This window comes from Micromonospora cynarisoli, from assembly GCF_030518815.1.
Classification (GTDB): Bacteria; Actinomycetota; Actinomycetes; order Mycobacteriales; family Micromonosporaceae; genus Micromonospora; species Micromonospora wenchangensis.
Genome location: NZ_CP130426.1, coordinates 4,409,221 through 4,427,035 on the forward strand (window position 1 = coordinate 4,409,221; position 17,815 = coordinate 4,427,035).

Consider the following 17,815-nt stretch of genomic DNA (forward strand, 5'->3'; position numbering starts at 1 on the left):
CGCTGCCCGCCGTGCTGACCGCGCCCACCGACGGCGAGCCGGCCGCGAGCCATCTCGCCGGGGTCCGGGATGCGGTCCGTCGGCAGCTGCACACCCACGGCGCGGTCCTGCTGCGCGGCTTCGACATCGGCGACGTCAGCGGCTTCGAACGGGTTGTCCGGGCGGTGTCCGGTGCACCGCTGTCCTACGCTGAGCGGTCGTCACCGCGCAGCACCATCGCGGGCCAGGTCTACACGTCGACGGATTACCCGCCGACCGAGGAGATCTTCCTGCACAACGAGAACTCGTACCAGGCGACCTGGCCGTTGACGTTGTTCTTCTACTGCATCACCCCGCCCGACACGCTGGGGGCCACTCCGCTCGCCGACACCCGTCGGGTTCTACGGTCGATCGACCCGGGCGTACGGGAGGAATTCACCAGGCGCGGCTGGACCGTGGTCCGCAATTTCACCGAGGGTTTCGGCGTGCCGTGGCAGCAGGCGTTCGGCACCACCGACCGGGCCGAGGTCGAACGCTACTGTGCGCGTAGCGGTGTGGAGGTCACCTGGGTCGGGCGCACCGGCCTGCGCACGACGGCCCGCCGGCGGGCGGTGCATCGGCACCCGGTGACCGGCGAGACCGTCTGGTTCAACCACCTCACGTTCTTCCACGTGACCACGCTTCCCGAAGAGGACTGCGAGGGCCTGCGGGAGATGTTCGACGAGGCGGACCTGCCCACCAACACGTACTACGGGGACGGCGCGCCGGTGCCCGACGAGATCGTGGCGCACCTGCGCGATTGTTACCGCGCCGCCAGGCGACGATTCGACTGGCAGCGGGACGACGTACTGATCGTCGACAATATGCTGTCCGCTCACGGCCGTGAGCCGTTCACCGGATCTCGCAAGATCGCCGTGGCGATGGCCGAGCCGTTGCCGGGGTCGTAGCACCGGGTAGGTCGCGGAGGGTCACCTCCGGGGTGCACCTCCGCGACCTACCCGGGAAGCGACTCGTCAGCCCCACGGGGTATCTCCGGGAACAGCGACCACCGCGGTCGACGGTGCGGTGCTCGGGCGCGAACCGGAAACCATTGATACTCGCAACTCGGTACCCCATTTCTGCTTCGACTCTCGTGCCGACTGCCGCCGACAGAACGAAGCTATTGCCGGCCGTTTTCGGCTCCCCATCATGACGCTTTACCCGCCGGCCCGGACACGCCCTGCCGGTGATAGTGACATGGAGGTGCCTGGAACGACGATCAGCAGGAAATGCCTACTCTCCGTCAACGAAGGCGACCTTCCTCATGGCCTCACGGTGGGACCACCGGACCGACGCGCCACACGCCGACACCACGACGCTGATCTGCATGCCCAGCGCAGGCAACGGCGACCTCCAGTTCGACAGGTGGCCCGACGCCGTCGGCCCGTGGTGTGTCGTCCGCACGCCGACGGTGGGCGACCCGGGCGGCGAAGCGGTGGGGACGGACTCGGCGACGCCGACGGGGCTGCCGGAGCGGGCCGCGGAACTCGTGACCTACCTGATGCGCCGGGGGATCGAGAGGTTCGCGTTGTTCGGCCACGAGAGCGCCGCGCTGCTCGGCTACCAGGTCGCGGTCGAGTTGAACCGGCGGGGCGCGCCGGCGCCCCTGCGCCTGTTCGTGTCAGGCTGTCCCGCACCCCACCATCTCAGGCGACACACCGGCGACGCGCACACCGAACCGACCGACGACGAGCTGACCGAACGCGTGCTGGCGACCACGGTGGCCATGGGCGGCAACCCGATGCCGTGGGTCGTCGCGACCGGCGTGCGTGCGCTCCGGGCCGAACTGGCCATGTTGCGGGCCTACCGGACACCCCGCCGGACGCCGCTGCGCTGCCCGCTGACCGCGATTCGGTGGCTGGACCAGGACATCGCACCGGAAGCACTGGCCGGCTGGGCGGCGTACGGGGACACCGAACTGGTGCAGTTGCCCGGAACCAGGTTGAGCTATGCGACCGAGCCGGCCGACCTGCTGCGGGTCATCAGTGACCGGGCGACCGCCGACGACCGCCGGCGGTCGGCCGAGGGGTGACGGCGGCCGACCGGACCGATTCGGGCGACGGGCACCGTCGACCCTCCCCGACCCGGTCGTCGCGCCCCACCGGTCGCCCGCCGCGCACGGCCGGCTCAGATCAGCCCGGCCGCCACCCCGCAGGCCACGGCGTGGGCGCGGTTGCGTACCTGCAACCGTCCCATCATGTCGTAGATGACGTTCTTCACCGTGTGGTTGGAACACAGCAGCGACCGGGCGATCGTCGCGTTGTCCTGGCCCTCGGCCATCAACGCGAGCACCCTCGTCTGCCGGGGCGTCAGCGGTGACCGGCCGGCCACCCGGGACGTCCCGGCCGGGTCCGGCGTACCGGCGCCACCGAGCACCCCTACCAGCACCTCGTGCGGCAACCGCACCTCGCCGTCCCGGGCCGCCTGCAACGCGGCGGCCAGTCGGCCCGGTGTGGCGTCGGTGAACCGGAGCATCACCAGGACCCCCGACCGTAGGACACGTGCCACGTCCGTCGGCGAGAAACGGTCCGCGATGACCAGCGTCCTCCTCGGCCCGGACCGTGGCTGCGGCGGGCACGCCACGAGAGCCTCACTCACCGCGGCGACCGCGGTGACGACGACGGTGTCCGGTGACCCGTACGGCTCGGCCACCGACGTGACGCCGGCCTGCCGCAGTACGGCAAGCACCTCGGCCCGGATGGCCGCGTCCGGGGCTACCAGGTGTGCGGTCGGGGACGCCGTACGCCATTCCTGTTCGCCGTTCACAACATGCCGGCCCGAAGTGCGAAGGCCACCGCGTGGGCCCGGTTGCGCAGCCGGAACCGCCGCGTGATGTCGTGCACGACACTCGTCACGGTACGGGTCGAGTAGCACAGCTCCCGCGCGATCTCGCCTGTCTCCCGCCCGTCGGCGAGCAGCCGCAGCACCGCGCGCTCACGGTCGCTGATGTTCGACGCGAGGGTGCCGGCGGGAACGGTCGGCGCGGCGAGCAACCGGTCGAGCATGTCCGGCGAGACCGTGCAGTCCCCCTCACCGGCGGCCAGCACGGTACGGGTGAGTCGGTCCGCGGTCGCCTCGCGACGCCGGAGCAGGCCGCGCGCACCGGCCGCGATGGCCCACAGCGCCTCGGCCGGCTCCACCTCGGGCACGACGAGCACCACCTCCGGCCGGTCCGCCCCGGCACGGACGGACCGCACCGCGTCCAGCGCGTCCCGGCCCAGATGGTCGACGACCAGGACCGTGACCACGGCCCTCTCCCGCGTCGTCACCACGGCGATGTCCGGACACCCGAGCAGCGCGCTCGTCACGCCCGCCTCCAGTACGGGGTCGGTCGCCACGACGTTGACCAACATCGGTTCGCCCATCACGCCTCCTTCGTCGCCACGCCGTGGCGTGGCGTGGCGTCCGGAATCTCCTGGGCGTACGGTTCCGCGACGAGCTAACCGGTCGCTGTCGACGCGCTGTCGGCGGGCGGTGGCCGCCGATAGTGGACCATCGACTCGCTATCGTCGGGTCGCGCCGGTCGTCCTGCCCGGACCGACGAACGGGCAGGCGGCAGGAAGTAGCGACGGCCGACGCCTCCCGCAGGTCTGCCGATTCTTCTCTGCAGTCGACCGGGTTCCCGTGGAACATTGACAACCGTTGCAGATCCGTGCCGGGAAGGCGGATCGCCGCCGTGACCGAAGGAGCGGTTGATGGACGGCGCGGCAGAGCTCGCATCCACTCTGACAGCGTGTCCGAGCCCTCCTGCCTGACCGCGTCCCGCCCGCCGGTCGCCTCGGGAAACGAGGGGGCGGGCCGAAGCTCCGCGGCTCGACCCCACCCGCAGGACCCGGCCTCCTGTGTGGACGGACGCGGAGCGTGAACAGCAAGGGCCGATACCGGACTATCGCCGAACCGGCGGGACGTGGGGTGCACAAGTGATCAGTTCTGACGTCAGTGGGATCGCCGCGGATCTCGCCGCAAACGCCACTCTTCTGGAGATCGCCGAGAATCTGGGGCTCTCCCCGCTTCTCGACCGCGGGACACCGTTCACGCTGGCCGAGGCGACCACCGCGGCCGACGTCGCCGAAGCGCGTATCCTGCCCTTCCTACGCGCCACGGTTTCCGCCGGTCTGCTCGACCACGACGCCGGGACCGGGCTGTTCGCGCCCTGCGCCGAGCTCGCGGCCCGCAGGTACGAGGCGGGCTACCTCTCCTGGTCGCTGAGTGCGAACCGGCCGTACATCGATCACGCCGAGCGGTTCCTGCGCGAGCCGGAAGCGGCCGGCCGGCAACACCAGCGCGACGGCCGACGGGTGGCTGTCTCGTCCCGCTGGATCGGCTCGCGCGGCTTCTATCCCGGGATCCTGTCCGAGATCGTCCACCGCAAGCCCCGGCGCATCGTCGATCTCGGCGCCGGCGCGGGCGCGCTGCTGATCCGGCTCCTGACCGAGCTGCCCGGCAGCACCGGCGTGGCCCTGGACCTCAGCGCGGGGGCGTGCGCGGAGGCCGAGCGCGCCGGTCGCCGCGCCCAGGTGGACGACCGGCTCACGGTGGTCAACCGGTCCGTCGAGACGCTCGTCGACGACCCCGGTCCGCTCGACGGCGCGGACATCGTCCACGCCGGCTTCGTCATGCACGACGTCGCCCAGACTCCGGAGGTCTTCGCGGGTGTCCTGCGGGCCTGCCGGGAGCAGCTCTCCGACGGCGGTTGCCTGGTGGTCACCGACGCGGTGCCGTACGTGGACGCTCCGGGCGAGCGTGCCTTCAGCGCCCTGTTCAGCTACCTGCACGAGAGTTCGATGGGTGTGCGGCTACCGGGCGAGGAGCAGTGGTGCGAGCTGTTCCGGCAGGCCGGCTTCTCCGACGTGACGAGCACCCCACTGCCGATGCCCGGCAGCCGCCTCTTCGTGGCCACCCGATGAGCGGGACCGGGGGGTCACCCGCCCTGGCGGAGCACGACACCGAGCGGATGGCCATGGCCCTGTACCAGGCGCGGCGGGAACGCGTCCCGATCGCACCGTTCACCGATGCCTGTCCCACGCTCGACGCGGCGGGCGGATACGCCGTCCAGCGTCGGCTGACCGACCTGCTGGTCTCCGACGGCGAGCGGGTGATCGGTTACAAGGCGGGGCTCACCTCCGCACCGATGCAGGAGATGTTCGGGGTCGACGCCCCGGACTACGGCCCGGTGTTCGCCTCGACCGTCCGTCCGGACGGTACCCGCGTCGCCCGTGACGACTTCATCTCACCGAAGGTGGAGGCCGAGATCGTCTTTCGGCTGGCGAGCCCGTTGGCCGGCCCCGGCGTCACCGTGGAACAGGCCCGCGCGGCGATCGGAGAGGTCGTCGCCGGTCTCGAGGTGGTCGACTCCCGGATCACCGACTGGCGTATCCGGCTGGGCGACACGATCGCCGACCTCGCCTCGAACGGCGCCGCCGTGCTGGGACGCCCGGTCCGGGCCCGCCCGGACCTGGACTACCGGCTCGTGCGGATGGCCTTCCGCCGTAACGGGGAACTGGTCGCGTCCGGCCGGGGCGCCGACGCCCTGGGCGACCCGGTGGCGGTGGTGGCGTTGCTGGCGAACCTGCTCGGCGAGAACGGCGTCACGCTGGAAGCCGGGCAACTGATCATGACCGGTGCCCTGCACGCCGCGGTGCCGCTGCGTCCAGGCGACACCTACACCGCCGAATTCGATCAGCTGGGTGCGGTCACTCTGCACGTGGCGCACGAGTAGTCACGACCCGGCCAGGAAGGCGATCCCTCGATGAAACCAGAACGACGGCTGTCAGTTGGGGTGCTCGGCGCCGGGCTCATCGGCGTCGACCTGGCGATGAAGGTCGAGCGGTCCGCCGCGCTGGCCCTCCACCTCGTCGCCGGCCGGACGGCCGAGAGCCCGGGGCTCAAGCGGGCCGCCCGGCTGGGCCTGCCGGTCACGAGCCGGGGCCTGTCCGCCCTCGCCGATCTCGACGAACCGCTCGACGTGGTCTTCGACGCCACCGACGCCGGCTCGCACGCCGAACACGCCGAGGCGCTGACGCCGCTCGGCACGCTGCTCGTCGACCTGACGCCGAGCCGGATCGGGCGCATGGTCGTCCCCACCGTGAACGGCGCGGACGTCACCGGCCACCGCGACCTCAACATGGTGAGCTGCGGCGGACAGGCGTCGGTGCCGATCGTGCGGGCGGTCGCACGGGCCCACCACATCGACTACGTGGAGGTGGTCGCGACCGCCGCCACGCTCAGCGTCGGCCACGGGACCAGGCTGAACCTCGACGAGTACGTGGAGACCACCCAGGACGCGCTCCGCGAGTTCACCGGCGTCGGGGACGTCAAGGCCATCCTCAACATCAGCCCGGCCCGTCCTCCGGCGACCTTCAGGGTGGCCATCTCCCTGATCGGTCGGGGGCTGACAGCCGATTCGGTACGCCCCCTCGTGGCGGAGGCCGCCGCCGACGTCCGTGCCTTCGCCACCGGTTACACCGTGACGGGTTGCGTCGTGGAGGACGACAGCAGGGCGTTCGTCGCCGTGGAGGTGACCTCCGTCGGTGACCAGATACCCGCCTACGCGGGCAACCTCGACATCATCAACTCCGCGGCGATCCGGGTCGCCGAACGCTGTGCGGTGCAACGCCGACCGAGCGAGGTCATGGAGGTGGCATCATGAGCCAGCAGACCACGGCGGGTACGCCGGCACGACCGATCCTGATCCACGACCCGACGTTGCGCGACGGGCACCACGCCGTCCGCCACCAACTCGGGCGCGAGCAGCTCCGGGCGTACGCCGAGGCCGCCGACGCGGCCGGGGTACCAGTCGTCGAGGTGGGGCACGGCAACGGTCTGGGGGCCTCGTCCCTGCAGGCCGGCCGCGCCCTCCTCAGCGACGCGGCGATGCTCTCGGTGGTCCGGGACGCGTTGTCCAGCAGCAGGCTCGGTGTGTTCATGCTGCCGGGGTGGGGTACGACCGAGAACATCCGGCAGGCCGTCGCACACGACGTCGACCTCGTCCGGATCGGCACCCACTGCACCGAGGGCAACCTGGCCGAGCGGCACCTGGGGCTGTTGCGCGACGCGGGCGTCGACGCCCACGGTGTGCTGCTGATGAGCCACATGGCGACTCCCGAGCGGCTGGCCGAGGAGTGCGCGCAGCTCGTCGGATTCGGCGCGACCGGCGTGGGCATCCTCGACTCCTCCGGCCACTACCTGCCGGCGGACGTGACCGCACGCATCGCGGCCATCAGGTCCGCCGTCGACGTGCCGGTGATGTTCCACGGGCACAACAACCTCGGGATGGCGGTGGCGAACTCGGTGGCCGCCGCCGAAGCGGGCGCCACCATCCTGGACGCGTGCGCCCGGGGGTTCGGCGCGGGGGCCGGCAACACGCAGCTGGAAGTCCTCGTGCCCGTGCTCGAACGACTCGGCTACGACACCGGCATCGACTTCTACCGGCTGCTCGACGCGGCGGACATCGCCGAGCGGGAACTGATGCCCGCGCCGCCGACCATCGACTCGATCGGCGTGGTGAGTGGTCTCGCCGGGGTGTTCTCCGGATTCAGGAACCGGGTGCTGGACGTCGCCGCCCGCGAGGGAGTCGATCCACGCGACGTCTTCTTCGAACTGGGCCGCCTGCAGGCGGTGGCCGGGCAGGAGGACCTGATCGAGGACGTGACGCTCACGTTGCGGGCCGGGTCCACGGGACGGGACGAACGGACGGCGAGCCATGTTTGACCAACTCAAGGCCATTCTGGTCGAGGATCTGCAGATGCGGACCGAGGACGTCGTCGCCACGGCCGACCGCGCCGAGGTGGGCCTCGACTCCCTCACCGTGGTCGAGTTGTCGGCCCTGCTCAGCCAGCGGCTGGACATCCAGGTCTCCGACTACGAACTGTTGGAGCTCGCGACCGTCGGCGACATCGCCGATCTGGTCGCGCAGCGCTGTCGTGCCTGAGGGCGCGGGACCGGCGCACGCCGTCACGCGGGCCCTGTCGCGCAACGAGTCACCACACGATCCGTCGCCCGGGATCCTCGCCACGGTCGCGGCGAGCGGCCGGGACGTCAACCGCTATCCCGACCCGGCGTGTACCGACCTGATCCTGGCGCTCGCGCACCGGCACGGTGTGGAGCCCGACCGGGTGGCGGGTGACGGCGTACGGGTGTCGATCGGTTCGCCCTCGGACAACGACGCGTTCCTCGCGGCGGCACGCCGGTGGCGTGTCCACGGGGCACCGCAATTGCTCACGACTGGAGCGGTGGGATGATGCCGGAGAACACAGCCCCTTCCCGGAAGGTGGTCGTCGCGCCGGGGATGTGCAGCGGCGGCTCACTGATCTTCGGGCGGATAGGTGACTGGACGTGGGAGTCGGTGGCCGAGGCCTGCGGCACCAACGTGCACGCCGCCCGTACCGCCGAGGGCCAGCCGACCTACCTCTCGTTCTACTACTACCGGGTGCGGGGCGGGAAGGTCGTCCACCCGCACGGCCTGACGTTCGGCGACGAACTCGACGTGACGTCGAGGGTCTTCCAGTTCGGCGGCGGCTCGGTTCTCACGTTGCACCGACTCGCGCCCGCCGGTTCCGGCCTCGGCACCGCGGTCCTCGATCCGGCGGAGGTCTACGAGACGCCGGACCCGGAGTGCATGTACGCGGAGACGCTCAACCGGTGGATCGCCCGTGGCCGTCCGGACAGCAACCGGGTCCTCACCGAAACGGTCCCCCACGACTTCACGTACGCCGACCTGCCGCGCCTTCCCAACCGGTTCTCACCGCGTACGCTCGTCGGCCGCGCCCGTCATGCGGGCAGCTTCTGCGCTCCGGGGCCGCCCGGATTCACGGTCGCCGGGGAGGAACGGTCCTTCACGTACGCGCTGGACGCCGTGCGGGACATCAACGGCGCCGGGCTGGTCTACTTCGCCTCGTACTTCTCGATCTTCGACACGGCGCTGTTGCGGCTGTGGCGCGGGCTCGGCCGCAGCGAACGGCAGTTCCTCCAGCGGCGGGTGATCGACCAGAAGGTGGGCTTCTTCGGCAATGCCGACCTGGGCTCGCTCTTCACCGTCACCGCGCGGAGGTGGCAGAACCTCGCCGACCCGCTGTCCGAGATCGCCGACCTGGAACTCCGCGAGTCCACCACCGGTCGGCTGCTGGCGGTCGCGGCGATCGAGACGGAGACGCCGTCGACGCCGGCATAGGCGGCGGTGCCGGTCGGTCCGGCCCCCACACGGCACCATCGCACGGGCACGGTCGCAGGTTCGCGACCGTGCCCGTGCCGTCGTGGCTGACCGTGACGCACCGCGGTCGCGACCTCCAGGTGACCGCACGGCTCGGTGCGGGCCGTCCAGTTGGACGGCCCGCACCGGATCGCATCGTCGCGGCCCGGTCACCGGGCCCGAAGCGGGCTACCGTGCCGCTGTCGCCGCCGGCTGTGCGCTGGTCAGCGTCGCCGGACCGAACCGCCGCAGTGCCACCACGAGGTTGACCGCCGCGAGGGTGGACAGGACCGCGAGGACGAGCAGGGTCGCCGTCACCCCGAAGCGGCCGATCGCCATTCCGCCGGCGACGAAGCCCAGCGGGCCGGCGATGTTGCTGATGGTCATGACCGCCTGGATCACCTTCGCCCGGATGTCGGCCGCGAACCGGGTGGCCAGGATGCTGAAGAACGGGGCGTTGGACAACGGCAGCGCCGCACCCGACACCGCGAGCGCGCCGACCAGGACCGGCACCGGCACGTCGAACAGCAGCACCCACCAGGGAAGGACGAGTTGGAAGGCGGCCAGGCCGAAGACCAGCATCGGGGACAACCGGCTGCCGATCAGGTAGCTGACCGCCGCCCCGGCGATGGCGCCGGCACCGAAGCCCGAGAGCAGCAGCCCACCGACCTTGGCGTCGCCGCCGAACCGGTCGAACGCCAGCAGCGGCAACGCGAGCATCAGGACCCGCATGAGGAAACCGAAGCTGACGGTCGAGACCATCACCCGTCGGAGGAAGTCGTCCCCGAGCACCGCGCGCACCCCGGCCAGGACTCCCGTGTGGGTCACGGTCCGCTGCTCCGGTCGTGGTGGTGGCGCTGCCACCCGCGGCGTACGCGGGACGAACCACCACAGCAGCAGGCCGGACAACGCGTAGGTCGCGGCGTCGAACCACAGCACCTGCTCCGCACCCAGCGTCGCGATCAGCACACCCGCCACGGCCGGACCGGCGAGCGCGGCGACGTTGGAGCACCCTTCCAGCACGCTGTTCGCCCGCATCAGCGCCTTCGGGTCGGGACCGACGAGCTCGGTGGCCAGGTCGCGTTGTGCGGCGAAATAGGGCACCCCGAGCACGCCGATCACCGCCACCACCGCGAGGAGCAGGGGGAAGCTGAGCCGGTCCAGCGCGGCCAGCACCGGTATCACCGCGATGGCCACGGCCTGTGCGACGTCGGCGACCACCATGGTCCGGCGGGCGCCGAAACGTTGGATCACCTCGCCGCCCACGAATCCGAGCAACGCCATGGGCAGCACCGACACGGCGAAGACCAGACCCGCCCGCGGCGCCGAGTCGGTGCTCTCCAAGACCAGCCACGGCAGGGCGAGCATCGTCATCTGGCTGCCGAAGGCGGAGCCGCTGCCGGCGACGTACACCGCCGCGAGTGCCCGTCGGGCGGGCGCGGGCCCGGGCGGTGGCGCGGTGCGCACCCCGCTCACCGTCGCCCGGCCGGCTCGTCGACCAGCGCCGTCACGATGCGGGCGAGGTCCGCCACGTACTCCTTCATGACCGAGAAGTGTTCGCCCCGCACCCGGTGGACCGCGACCCCGGCGGTCCGTTCCCGCCACCGGTGCAGGTAGTCGTCGAAACCCTGTCCGGAACTGACGACCTCGTGCGCGCCGAGCGCCAGCTCGTCACTGACGATCAGATCCAGGTGACCGGCGTACGGGCGGTCACGGTAGGACAGCACCATCTCCATGACCTCCTCCCACATCCGCGCGGCGGGCAGCCACATCGTTCCCGCGCCACGCTCGGGCAGCGTGATCCCGTCGTTGCCGACGATGTCGTCCACGATGTGTTCGAGCAGCGTCAGGGTCTCCTGCCGAAGTGCCGAGGTGTCCTCGTCCGGCGACGCCGCATCGAGCCCCTCCAGGTTCGTCACACACTGCTTGATCAGGGCGTACTCGGCCCAGAGGTGCTCCTTCTGCCAGGCGTCCTGCCCCGGGTCGAGCAGGATGAAGGTGACCTCCTCCCCGTCGTTCCCCAGTCGGGTGGCCATCTCGCTGCTCACCCCGCCGCCGCCGCACCAGCTGAAGATCCGGTACGGCCCGTGCGGAACGGCCGCCCGCAGCTCCGCGACGTAGCGGGCCGCCATCTCCTCGGTCGACGGGACCGCGCCGGTCGACGGGTCACGGCCCGGCCATTCGAACGCGACCACCGGCAGGTCCGGGTCGAGGTGCTCGGCCAGCCGCCGGTACCAGTGCGCGCTGCCACCCCCGGGATGCACGCACACCAGCGGAGGCTTGTCACCGCTACGACGCAGCCAGAGCAACGCCGTGGCCGGTTGCCGTCGGCGGTCGATCGACCCGGCGAGCGCCGCGAGCGTGCGGTGCTCGACGAAGGACCGCACGGTGGTTTCGATGCCGTGCCGGTCCCGCAGCATCGCGATCGCCCGCAACGTCAGCAGTGAGTGCCCACCGAGGTCGAAGAAGTCGTCGTCCCGGCCGACCCGGGGCAGGTGGAACAGCTCCGTCCAGACCTCGGCCACGGCCAGTTCCGCAGGCGTGCGCGGCGCGCTGTACTCCCGTGCCGACGTTCCCGCCACCGGCCGGGGCAGCGCGCTGCGGTCGAGCTTGCCGTTGTTGTTCAACGGAAGCCGGTCCAGGCGCACCCAGGCCGTCGGGACCAGGAAGCCGGGCACCCGGCTCCGCATCAGGTCGCCGAGCCGGGCGGGGTCGGCCGGGCCGTCCGCGTCGAGAACGACGTAGCCGACGAGCTGCTTGATCCCGTCGACGCCCTGGTACGCCGCCGCCGCGGCGGCCCGCACCGAGGGCAGCTCCGCGATGGCGACCTCCACCTCGCCCAGTTCGACGCGGTGCCCGCGGATCTTCACCTGGTGGTCGCGCCGCCCGACGAAGTGGACCGTGCCGTCCGGGTCCTGGCGGACGATGTCCCCGGTGCGGTAGAGCCGGGCCCCCGGCGCGTCCCCGGACGGGTCCGGTACGAAGCGTTCGGCGGTCAGGTCCGGGCGGCCGTGGTATCCCCGGGCCACACCGGGACCGCCCAGCAGCAGCTCACCCGGCACACCGAACGGGACCGGGTCGAGGTTCCCGTCGACGACCCGCACGTGGGTGTGGTGGATCGGCTTCCCGATCGGGATGGCATCGGTGAGCGCGGGCAGCGTGATCCGTGGGTGGACGGTGGCGAACGTGGTGCTCTCGGTCGGGCCGTACCCGTTGCTGACCTGCACGCCGTGCGCCCTCGCCGTACGCACGTGCAGCGGCGACAGCACCTCACCACCGACCACCACCTCGCGTACCCCGGCCAGCGCCTGCGGCCGGACGTCGAGGATCGTGGTGAAAAGGCCGGTGGGCAGGCACAGCACGGTCACCCCGTGCCGGTGCAGGATCTCCTCCAGCTCCGCTGCGGTCGGCGACTCCGGGGCGACGACCAGCCGTGCCCCGTTGCACAGCGCGCCCCACACCTCGAACGTTGACGCGTCGAAGGCGAGCGTGCCGGCCTGCAGGAGGACCTGGTCGGCGTCCAGCCGGGCGTAGTCCTGACCGTGCACGAGCCGTACGACGCCGCGGTGCGGGACCTGCACGCCCTTCGGACGTCCGGTGGACCCCGACGTGTACGTGACGTAGGCGAGGTTCTCCGGTGACAGCGTCACCTGTGGCACGGTGGTCGGCCTGCTGCTGTCCGACCACCAGCCGGGGTCCACGCTCAGCGTGGTCAGCCCGGGACGCGCCGCGAACCGGTGGGCCTGGCCCGGCCCGCCCAGCAGGAGCCGGGCGCCGGAGTCGTCGAGGAGGTATCCGATGCGGCCGTCCGGGTACTTCGGGTCGAGCGGCAGGTAACAGGCGCCGGCCTTGAGGATGCCCAGCAGCGCCACCACCGCGTCGATCCCCCGGTCCATGCAGACCGCCACGGGCGTCTCCGGGCCGGCACCGTGCTCACGGAGCGCCCACGCCAGTTGGTTGGCCCGGACGTCGAGCTCACCGTAGGTCAGGCGCGACTCGCCGTACTCGAGCGCGACGGCGTCCGGCCGGGCACGGACCTGGGCGGCGAACAGGTCGGTGACGCACACCTCGGGCAGCGCGGGCCAGTCCTGCTGCGGCGCGGTGAACCGGTGCGCCGGCGTCGCGTCGAGGGTCACCGGGTTGGCGCCGTCGTCGGCGACCATCGCGGTGAGCAGTGCGAGGAAAGTCTCCCCCAGGGCGGTCAGCCGTTCCTGCGTCGCCCAGCCGGCCCGGCACTCCAGCCGCAGCTCGCCCGGGAAGGTCAACGTGACCAGGGTGAACTCGTTGGGGCTGTCGTCGACGACCGCGCCGAACACGTCCTGCTGCGCGTCGAGGACGTGGAAGTCGAGGTAGGAGAAGATGGCGCTGATCAACGGCGTCCCGTCGCCCCAGGCCCGTTGCATCGCGGGGATCGGGTAGCGCCGGTGCGGCCAGACGGCGAGTTCCTCGGCGAACACGGCGCGGACGAGGTCACGCCAGCGGGGCGTACGCAGGTCCACGGTGAACGGCACCGTGTTGAGGTACATCCCCATCACCTCGTCGCCGCGCAGCAGCTCGGGCCGGCCGTTGACGACCAGTCCGCTGAAGAACCGCCGCTGGCCGGTGATGACGCCGAGCATCGCGAGGTGCGCGGTGTGCAGCACGGCCTTGAGTGAGGTCTGCGTCCGCGCGGCCAGTCGACGCAGCTGCGGTTCGAGGTGCCGCCACGACATCCGCAGCTCCGGTACCGCGCCGTGGCCGGCCGGGGCGGTGTCCGCGGGCAGGGCGACCCGGTCGTGGCCGCCGACGCGGTCCCGCCAGAACCGTTCGTCCGCCCCGGACGACAGCGACCGCCGTTCCCACCTGACGAAGTCGGCGTAGCGTCCCGGGGGCGGGGGCTTCAGCGCATCGCTGTCCGAGTCGCGGATCGCGCGGTAGGTGTCCCGCAGCTCACCGATGAGGGAGTGGTGGCTCCAGCCGTCCAGGATGGCGTGGCACTCCGTGTGGGTCAGCACCCACGTCCGTTCCCCGGTGCGGTGCACGTGCCAGCGTAGTTGCGGGGCATGGTCGATGGGCAGCCTGGTGGAGTGCATCGTCTGCCGGTACCGCGCCAGGACCTCCTGCTGCTCGGTCTCCGGCAGCCCGCGCAGGTCGTCGAAGCCCACCTCGACCTGTGCCGTGGCGTGGACGAGTTGCATGGGCTCGGAGTAGCCGGACACGTCGAACGTGGTGCGCAGGATCTCGTGCCGGTCGACCAGCCACTGCGCGGCGGCCCGCAGCGCGGTGAGGGAGAACGGGCCGTCGTCGGCGATGTCGAAGCTGGTGACGTTCTGGTACGCCGGGTGCGAGTTGTCGACGAGCATCTCGTACACCATGCCGGCCTGCACCTGGCCCATCGGGTAGGCGTCGACGAGACCGTCCGGGAGCCGCTCGCGGTCGCCCGGACCGAGCTGCTCGAACGGGCCGACCAGCGGATCGTCCGCGTCGGCCGCCGGCCGGTCGGCGAGCGTCGCCAGCTGCGCCGCGGTCTGGTGGGTGAAGATGTCCTGCACCGACAGGCCCAGCCCCGCGCGGCGCAGGGCCCCGATCGCGCGGATGGCGCGGATGGAGTCACCCCCGATGTCGAAGAACCGGTCGTGCACACCGACCCGGTCGACGCCCAGCGCCGCGCCGAGGGCGTCGGCGACGACGCGTTCGGCCGCGGTACGGGGGGCGACGTACTCTCCGCTCGCCCAGGCGCGACCGGGCGTCGGGGCCGGCAGCGCGCGGCGGTCCGTCTTCCCGCTGGTGGTCAGCGGCAGCGCGGAGAGCAGCTGCCAGTGGCTCGGGACCATCGCCTCGGGCAGCCGACGGCGCAGGAACGACGCCACGTCGCTCACGTCGACGTCGGTGCCCGGGTCCCGGGCGACGAGGTAGCCGACGAGCTGGCCGTCGTGCACCGTGACGGCGACTGCGGACACGCCCGGGTACCCGGCCGCCACCGCCTCGATCTCGCCGAGCTCGATGCGGTGCCCACGGATCTTCACCTGGTCGTCGAGCCGGCCGAGGTAGTCGATGCGACCGTCGGGCAGGTACCTGGCGAGGTCACCGGTGCGGTAGAGCCGTCCACCGCCGGGCTCCCCGAACGGGTCGGGAACGAACCGCTGCGCGGTGAGCTCCGGACGGTTGAGGTAGCCGCGGGCCAGTTGCACGCCGCCCAGCAGCAGCTCACCCGGCACGCCGACCGGGACCGGTCGCAGGCTCCCGTCGACGATGTAGGTGCGGGTGTTGGCGATCGGCCTGCCGATCGTGACAGGCGTCCCGGGCTCGCACCGGGTCGCGGTGACGTCGACGGCCGCCTCGGTCGGCCCGTAGAGGTTGTACAGCCGGCCGTCGATCCGCTCGTGGACGGCGTCGGCCAGGTCGGCCGGGAGCGCCTCGCCGCTGCAGATCATCAGGCGCACCGAGGGCAGCGGCCCGGACGACTCGGCCAGGAACGCCCGGAGCATGGACGGCACGAAGTGCAGGGTGGTGACCCGCTCGGTGGCGACCAGTTCGGCCAGGTAGTGCGGGTCGCGGTGGCCGTCGGGCCGGGCGACCACCAGGGTGGCCCCGGTGACCAGCGGCCAGAAGAACTCCCACACCGACACGTCGAAGCTGTACGGGGTCTTCTGCAACACCCGGTCGGTGGCGTCCAGCCGGTACGTGTCCTGCATCCACCGCAGCCGGTTGACGATCGCGCGGTGCGTGACCACGACCCCCTTGGGCTGGCCGGTCGAGCCGGACGTGTAGATCACGTACGCCGGGTGGTCCGGCCCCGCCGGCACCGGCACCGCCGGCACCGGCCCGGTGTCGGCGACGACCGGTTCGGTGTCGGTGAGCACGATGGTGGCACCGGCGTCGGCGCACATGTAGTCGCGGCGCTCGGCCGGGTGATCCGGGTCCAGCGGCAGGTAGGCGCCGCCTGCCTGCTGGATCGCCAGCAGCGCCACCACCAGCCCGACGCCGCGCCGGCGGCGCACACCGACTATCGACTCCGGCCCGACGCCCGCGTCGACCAGGTACCGCGCCAGCCGGTCGACCCGCCGGTCCAGCTCGGCGTAGGTGACGTCCTCGCCCTCGAAGCGGACGGCGACGGCGTCCGGGGTCCGGGCCACCTGCTGCGCGAACAGCTGCGGCAGCGTGCCGGTCGGGTACGCCACGTCGGTCTCGTTCCACGTCCGCACCACCAGCCGTCGCTCCGCCGGTGGGGACTCGGCCAGCCGGCCGATCGGTGCGTCCGGCGTACGCGCGACGGCGCCGACGAGGGTGGTGAAGTGGGCCGCGAACCGCTCGACGGTGTCCCTGTCGAACAGCGCGGTGGCGTAGTTCAGGAACCCGGTGAGGGTGCCGTCGGGCTGGTCGACGACCACCAGGGTCAGGTCGAACTTGGCGTCGCTCTCGCCGACCGGCAGTTCCTCGGCGCGCAGCCCGCCGACGCGGTGGGTCCCGGAGTCCCCGCCGGCCCACAGGAACATGGTCGAGAACAGTGGCGTCCGGGACGCGTCGCGCACGGGGGACAACTCGTCCACCAGCCGTTCGAACGGCAGTTCCTGGTGGGCGTAGGCGCCGAGCGCCATCTCCTTCACCCGCCGGAGCACCTCGTGGAAGGACGGGTCGCCGGACAGGTCGGTGCGCAGCACCAGCGTGTTGAGGAACAGCCCGATCAGGTCCTGCACCTCGGGCCGGTCGCGGCTGGCCACCGGGGTGCCGACGGTGACGTCGTCGCTGCGGCCGAATCGGCCGAGCAGGATCGCGTACGCGGCCAGCAGCACCATGAACGGCGTCGCGCCCGCCTGACGGGCGAGTTCGCGCAGGGCTCGGGCGTCCGACGTGGGCACCGCGAACGGGACCAGGTCGCAGCCGCTGTCCCGGACCTGCGGGCGCGGCCGGTCGAGCGGCAGCTCCACCGGGGTGGCACCGGCCAGCGCCTGCCGCCAGTAGTCGAGCTGGCGGTCCAGCACGGCACCGGACACCGCACCGCGCTGCCAGGCGGCGAAGTCGGCGTACTGCACCGGCAGTGGTGCCAGCGGGGACGGTCCGCCGGTCAGGGCGGCGGTGTACAACCTGTCGAGTTCACGCCACAGCACCTGCTCGGACCAGCCGTCGAAGGCGATGTGGTGCAGGGTCACGACCAGCGCGTGCTCCTCGTCGGCCAGCCGGGCGAGGGTTCCGGTCAGCACCGGCCCGGCCGCGAGGTCGACGGGCACCCGGTCGTGGGTCAGCCAGCCGGCGATCCGCGCGTCCTGCGCGGCGGCGTCGAGGTCACGCAGGTCCACCTCGTGCAGGGTCGCCGGTGCCGGGGGGTCGATCACCTGGCGCGGGTCGCCGTCGACCACCACGTAGCGGGTGCGCAGTATCTCGTGCCTCGCCACGATGCCGTCCAGCGCCGCCCGCAGTGCGTCGGGCTGCAGCGGCCCGAACAGCCGGAGGCCGGCGCTGACCAGGTACTCCGTGCCGCCCGGCCGGACCTGGTCGAGAATCCACAGCCGGCGCTGCGCGAACGACAACGCCGACGGCGTCCCGCGCGGCACCCGGGCGATCCCTTCGTCCGGCGCGGCGGCCACGGCACCTGCCAGCCTGCGCCGAAGCAACTCCGCGCGTAGACCTGCT

12 protein-coding genes are annotated in these 17,815 nt (G+C 72.0%); 8 read left to right on the forward strand and 4 right to left on the reverse strand.

Annotation, left to right across the window (positions count from 1 at the left end; translation table 11 throughout):
- Window positions 1-2 precede the first annotated feature (2 nt).
- Together Q2K16_RS18905 and Q2K16_RS18910 are read left to right on the forward strand one after the other, a co-directional pair.
- The gene (locus Q2K16_RS18905) at window positions 3-926 is read left to right on the forward strand and encodes a TauD/TfdA family dioxygenase (RefSeq protein WP_302746536.1); all 924 of its coding nucleotides are present in this window, start codon (window positions 3-5) and stop codon (window positions 924-926) included.
- Window positions 927-1,282: 356 nt separating this feature from the next.
- On the forward strand, window positions 1,283-2,050 hold the full coding sequence (locus Q2K16_RS18910; protein WP_302738916.1) for a thioesterase II family protein: 768 nt from the start codon (window positions 1,283-1,285) through the stop codon (window positions 2,048-2,050).
- A 95-nt stretch (window positions 2,051-2,145) separates the two neighbouring features.
- Here the strand turns inward: Q2K16_RS18910 and Q2K16_RS18915 are convergent, their stop codons facing one another.
- Together Q2K16_RS18915 and Q2K16_RS18920 are read right to left on the reverse strand one after the other, a co-directional pair.
- Window positions 2,146-2,784, reverse strand: a complete 639-nt coding sequence (locus tag Q2K16_RS18915; RefSeq protein ID WP_302738917.1) for a helix-turn-helix transcriptional regulator — start codon at window positions 2,782-2,784, stop codon at window positions 2,146-2,148.
- On the reverse strand, window positions 2,781-3,383 hold the full coding sequence (locus Q2K16_RS18920) for a response regulator transcription factor (RefSeq protein WP_302738918.1): 603 nt from the start codon (window positions 3,381-3,383) through the stop codon (window positions 2,781-2,783). Before Q2K16_RS18920 ends, Q2K16_RS18915 begins: the two co-directional genes overlap by 4 nt.
- Window positions 3,384-3,938: 555 nt before the next feature.
- On the opposite strand from Q2K16_RS18920, the gene Q2K16_RS18925 reads away from it, so the two are divergent.
- The 6 genes from Q2K16_RS18925 to Q2K16_RS18950 all read left to right on the forward strand — a co-directional run bounded on the left by Q2K16_RS18925 (window position 3,939) and on the right by Q2K16_RS18950 (window position 9,187).
- Window positions 3,939-4,925 carry a class I SAM-dependent methyltransferase gene (locus Q2K16_RS18925; RefSeq protein WP_302738920.1) on the forward strand — a complete coding sequence of 329 codons (987 nt, stop codon included), beginning with the start codon at window positions 3,939-3,941 and terminating at the stop codon, window positions 4,923-4,925.
- Window positions 4,922-5,737 carry a 2-keto-4-pentenoate hydratase gene (locus tag Q2K16_RS18930; RefSeq protein WP_302738921.1) on the forward strand — a complete coding sequence of 272 codons (816 nt, stop codon included), beginning with the start codon at window positions 4,922-4,924 and terminating at the stop codon, window positions 5,735-5,737. Before Q2K16_RS18925 ends, Q2K16_RS18930 begins: the two co-directional genes overlap by 4 nt.
- A 30-nt stretch (window positions 5,738-5,767) precedes the next feature.
- Window positions 5,768-6,667 (forward strand): acetaldehyde dehydrogenase (acetylating), encoded by a 900-nt coding sequence (locus Q2K16_RS18935; RefSeq protein WP_302738922.1) that lies wholly within the window; start codon window positions 5,768-5,770, stop codon window positions 6,665-6,667.
- Window positions 6,664-7,728: a 4-hydroxy-2-oxovalerate aldolase gene (gene dmpG, locus Q2K16_RS18940; protein WP_302738924.1), complete on the forward strand. Its 1,065-nt coding sequence runs from the start codon at window positions 6,664-6,666 to the stop codon at window positions 7,726-7,728. The genes Q2K16_RS18935 and dmpG overlap by 4 nt, the downstream gene beginning before the upstream one ends.
- Window positions 7,721-7,948, forward strand: coding sequence for an acyl carrier protein (locus Q2K16_RS18945; RefSeq protein WP_302738926.1), 228 nt, complete (start codon window positions 7,721-7,723; stop codon window positions 7,946-7,948). The genes dmpG and Q2K16_RS18945 overlap by 8 nt, the downstream gene beginning before the upstream one ends.
- A gap of 309 nt (window positions 7,949-8,257) precedes the next feature.
- Window positions 8,258-9,187, forward strand: coding sequence for an LnmK family bifunctional acyltransferase/decarboxylase (locus tag Q2K16_RS18950; RefSeq protein ID WP_302738928.1), 930 nt, complete (start codon window positions 8,258-8,260; stop codon window positions 9,185-9,187).
- A gap of 207 nt (window positions 9,188-9,394) precedes the next feature.
- Here Q2K16_RS18950 and Q2K16_RS18955 read toward each other — a convergent pair whose 3' ends face one another.
- Window positions 9,395-10,672 (reverse strand): MFS transporter, encoded by a 1,278-nt coding sequence (locus Q2K16_RS18955; RefSeq protein ID WP_302738930.1) that lies wholly within the window; start codon window positions 10,670-10,672, stop codon window positions 9,395-9,397.
- Window positions 10,673-10,677: 5 nt separating this feature from the next.
- Window positions 10,678-17,769, reverse strand: coding sequence for an amino acid adenylation domain-containing protein (locus Q2K16_RS18960; RefSeq protein ID WP_489671783.1), 7,092 nt, complete (start codon window positions 17,767-17,769; stop codon window positions 10,678-10,680).
- Between the last annotated feature and the right edge of the window lie 46 nt (window positions 17,770-17,815).

Coding starts and splice junctions, on each gene's coding strand:
- Q2K16_RS18910 (WP_302738916.1), top strand. CDS start 1,283: ATGGCCTCACGGTGGGACCACCGGACCGACGCGCCACACGCCGACACC.
- Q2K16_RS18920 (WP_302738918.1), bottom strand. CDS start 3,383: ATGGGCGAACCGATGTTGGTCAACGTCGTGGCGACCGACCCCGTACTG.
- Q2K16_RS18930 (WP_302738921.1), top strand. CDS start 4,922: ATGAGCGGGACCGGGGGGTCACCCGCCCTGGCGGAGCACGACACCGAG.
- Q2K16_RS18935 (WP_302738922.1), top strand. CDS start 5,768: ATGAAACCAGAACGACGGCTGTCAGTTGGGGTGCTCGGCGCCGGGCTC.
- dmpG (WP_302738924.1), top strand. CDS start 6,664: ATGAGCCAGCAGACCACGGCGGGTACGCCGGCACGACCGATCCTGATC.
- Q2K16_RS18945 (WP_302738926.1), top strand. CDS start 7,721: ATGTTTGACCAACTCAAGGCCATTCTGGTCGAGGATCTGCAGATGCGG.
- Q2K16_RS18950 (WP_302738928.1), top strand. CDS start 8,258: ATGCCGGAGAACACAGCCCCTTCCCGGAAGGTGGTCGTCGCGCCGGGG.